Here is a 3,537-nt window from a genome sequence, read left to right on the forward strand (position 1 = left end):
CGATCGTGATTTAAACGCAGCGATTAATTTGGAATGTGCGGATAGCTCGGCCGTGCAAGCCTAGTGATGGAAAGGTCTCCGAAGATCCAAGCTAGGAACTGAACATCAAATGATTAAGTTTGAGTAAGTTTTAGAGAGCGGTTACAGACTGAGTGGGCGTGCGAACCATAAGCTTGTTCGTGTCCTCAATTGCTGCAACAGTCCGAGTCGGTGATGGCGGGGATGGGAATAATGACATCGGTGGGATCGAAAGCGGGAATGAAGCCGCGATCGACCGGAGACAAATCGCGAAAGCTTTCGTTTTCGAGTTGTCCGCCACCGACAGTTCCGCTTCCCAAAGGATCGGCAATACCGTTAAGGGCGTCGCCGAGAAAACTTTCAGAAAATCCCCGTTCTTCAAATCCCCGACTTTCTTCTTCAGAAAAAGTAGGACGCAAACGCTGAGGGGGACACAACTCGATATTAGCGTTAGGATCGCGACAGGGATCGGCTGACGTTTGGGCGTTGGCGGAATCGATCGCGCCACTGATTCCGACGACGATCGCACATCCGGCGATCGACAGCCAACGGGAACAGTTGAATTTCAGTGAGTTCGACATGGTTCTTCAGTTTCTACCACCACAGACACAGTGGACACGGAGAGGCGAGTTTGAGTTCCGAGAATCAATTTAAAAGCGGAACGTCGTCCGAATAGTTCCCACCACTAACGCCTCGCTGTCGGAGTTATGTTCGGGATTCGTGACGACGAACACCCCCGGCGTGATGGAAATGCGATCGGTCAGTCGCAAACGATAGAACAATTCAAAATGTAGCGACGTATCCTCGTCTTCCCCAAAAACCAGATTTTCCCCGTCTACCAGTTTCGGCGGTTGACCGAACAAAAACGCTAACAAATCGCCGTCGTTACCAAAGGGATCGGAATAACCCAAGGCGAATAAATACGTCGTCGTGGTCGATCGCGCCTCGGACTCGAGAGCGTCGGTAAAGAACCACGCCCCCCAGGTCGAAAACGTTAAATCCCGAGCGAACCTCCATTGTAACGTGCCGCTGATGGCGTTAATTTGGGCGGGTTCGTCGATAAACGAATTGGTGTCGGCGATGAAACTTCCCGTAAAGGTATCTAAGCGGCCGTTAGCGGAATACGCATTGATATAAGAGACACCCGCCAGTAAGTTCGGTGAGGGTTTCAGGAGAAGCTGCACCCCAGCCGCCGAATGTTCGCTGTTGAAAAATCCCCGTCCGTCGTTGGGATTGTCAGCGTCGCGAACCCCGTAAGCTGCTTGTAAGCGGATGGTATCTGTGACTAACCAGTCGAAACCGATTCCAGACTCGAGGCGACCGAGTTTGAAAGCGGGACTGGCTTCGGTGAAGCGAGAAATCGAACCGCGTCCGGCGTCGAAATAGGGAGAGTTAGCGGTGAGGACGCTGCTGAGACTGAAGCCGAGGGGACGTACCGTGAAGACGACGCGATCGCTAAACGTGGCGAAACGATATTCGAGTTTGCTGAGTTCGACCGAGTTGTTCGTATTACCTTGATAGGACAGCAACGCCATATCGGAATTGAACCCGACCGGATTGGCAAAACCGCGATCGCTGAAATTGGCCGCTTGGAACTCGAACCGCAGGCGATCGCGCCCCGTAAACGACCCCACGAACCCCAAGCGGCTTAAATGAGTAAAGACCGAATTGGTGGCTCCTTCCCCCGGCGGTTCGCCTCCGAATCCCGCAGAGAGGGCGAAAATCGACTCGCCCCCCATCACCAAGGTCGGTGAAAACTCTCGATCTTCTAACAGTGCGACGCGATCGCCCACCGTGTCGATGCGGCCGCGCAACGCCGAGAGTTCGTCGGCGAATTCCCGTTGCAGCCGTCGAACTCTCGCCCACTCCTCAGGATCGAGACTCGGTGCGGCGGCCGCAAAGCGATCGAGACAAGCGTTCAACCCCGCCGCGAACTCGTATCGCGTCAGCGATCGCGACCCTTGAAACGTCCCGTCGGGAACCCCAGCCACGCATCCGTACCGTTCGATCAGAGACTGCAACGCCTGATACGCCCAATCTGTCGGCTGTACGTCCGACAGTTGCGACACCGACGTCACTTGAGCCGTCCGAACCGGCCTCGCGCGATCGCCCCTCGCCGCCGATTTTAGCTGCGATCGCGCCGGGGACGAAAAAGAGGGCGGGTCGAGAAACGTCGCCTCTCCAACGTTCGATGGCGGAGACGGTCGAATTTTGGGGAGAGACGCCGCCTCAACTGACGACAGCATGGCGATCGCACTTGTTAGACCCAGAACCAAATATTTCAACATTCGATCGATTCTCCCCACAAGCCAACACGAACGAAAGTGCTACGCACCGCTCGACGCGATCGCAGAAGCTCCGAGAGATCTCGTCGCGTGCTGCAACACCGCTCCAACCCTACATACATATCACGGCTCAAAACGGTTCGCACGGCTCGCCCAACAACAAACTGCCACAGCCCCCCGATGGCTCGTCTCGTAACAGCGATTCTAAGTCAAACGTAAACACACGATAAATATCTTCGATCGTATCGGCGCGTTCTAAGTTGTCCATCCCTGCCGCGATCGTGTCCGGATCGACTGGAGGCGCTTGAAAAGCCAGCAACAAGCCTCGACGTCGAACCTGGGTGACGAAATGGAACGCTTGCATCCCACAACTGTTATTCGCGCTCAGTTGCGGGTCGAGACAGTAGGCGTTTTCTCGGGCCCGTCCCCGGCCGTGAATGCCGATGAGTTCCCCGTCTGTGTCGAAAACCGGACCGCCGCTCATACCCCGTTGGGTTTCGTTGTCGTACAGGATACTGTATCCCCCGTCTTCTGAGGGCGGAAAAACGGCCGTTAACCTTCCCGATACAGTTTCTCGCATCCGACGAGCGCTAGCGTCGTCGGGGTTGGGCCATCCCGAAATAAAGATCGCCTCGCCGGGATTTAACCCTCGCGGATCTCCCATCACCGCCACGGGATAATCGCGATCGCTCTCGAATTTAATCAGAGCGAGGTCGTATCCTCGAATCGTATCGCCAAACTCTCCCACTTCCTCGCCGAAGGTAACGATATTCTCTTTCGTCTGAACGTCATCGACAAAATGTACTTCTCCATCGCTGGTACGAATACCATAGACAGTATCTCGAGTTCTGACGACGTGAAGGGCGGTCAGAACGTAATAGGTATCGCCCTCGCGAGCGACGATCGCCCCAGAGCCAGGATTCCACTCTCGACGCGCTTCGATGTCGCCTTTTTGCAGCCCTTGCCCGATAACGACCGTGGTTACAGAAGCCACCGCATCGATTTCTTCTTCCGTGAGGGCTTGAGCCATCGTCAGCGGTACGGAAATCGCCACAGTCGCCAGCGAAGCCGCAGCCAGCATCGGAAGCTTAAAGACTGTCTGTCGAATCAATTGGAGGGAGCGATCGAATGGCGACATATCCGTTCGCAGAAGCGGTACGGAGCAGGGGAGCTTCTTCAGGGGAGAGGGAAGAAGGGGAGAGGGGGAGATGGGGAGAAGGGGAGAAAGGGAGAA

3 protein-coding genes are annotated in these 3,537 nt (G+C 55.4%); all 3 read right to left on the minus strand.

The features are described 5' to 3' along the window. Positions 1–185: 185 nt before the first annotated feature. Entirely contained in the window at positions 186–599 is a 414-nt protein-coding gene (locus POG22_RS16370; RefSeq protein WP_063714801.1) for a hypothetical protein, read from the minus strand. Positions 600–668: 69 nt separating this feature from the next. Then, on the minus strand, positions 669–2,306 hold the full coding sequence (locus POG22_RS16375; RefSeq protein WP_063714800.1) for an iron uptake porin: 1,638 nt from the start codon (positions 2,304–2,306) through the stop codon (positions 669–671). 127 nt (positions 2,307–2,433) lie between these two features. After that, positions 2,434–3,537, minus strand: a 1,104-nt coding sequence (locus tag POG22_RS16380) for a S1 family peptidase (RefSeq protein WP_498906439.1), incomplete at its 5' end; no start/stop codon positions are given.

Source organism: Geitlerinema sp. CS-897 (genome assembly GCF_028368005.1).
Taxonomy (GTDB): Bacteria; Cyanobacteriota; Cyanobacteriia; order Cyanobacteriales; family Geitlerinemataceae; genus Baaleninema; species Baaleninema simplex.